This is a genomic window from Alcanivorax sp. HI0083 (genome assembly GCF_001635175.1).
In genome coordinates, this window is the sequence record NZ_LWFX01000703.1 from 1 (window position 1) to 344 (window position 344).

At 62.5% G+C, this 344-nt stretch carries 1 protein-coding gene; it reads right to left on the reverse strand.

Annotated features, from left to right (window positions below):
* Positions 1 to 51: 51 nt before the first annotated feature.
* Positions 52 to 344: hypothetical protein (locus tag A3754_RS06925; protein WP_231880526.1), on the reverse strand; the 293-nt coding region annotated here is incomplete at its 5' end.

A 344-nucleotide genomic window follows, 5' to 3' on the forward strand; every position in this document is an offset into this window, starting at 1 on the left:
CCAGGCCGGACTGGCAGGGGCAGGCAGTCATGGGGGTCTCCGCGGAAGCAATCAACAAAAGCGATCAAACAGGGCCAGCAGGTCCTGGCGTCGTTGAGGCAAATTCTCTCCCCTTGGGTCATTCAGTACCAGTGCATTCATGGCGCCATTGAGTAGCTCCGCGAGCCCTTCGGCGCTGCCAGCAAAGTGCAGGGCGCCTTCCGCCATGGCTTCGCGAATGCCCTCGCGCAACAGCGGGAAACTGTAACGCTCATCCAGGGCCCGCCAGCGTTGCTGACCCAGTACCGAGGGAGCTTCGACCACCAGGATGCGCCGCACATTGTCCCGGGCCATGAAATCCACCC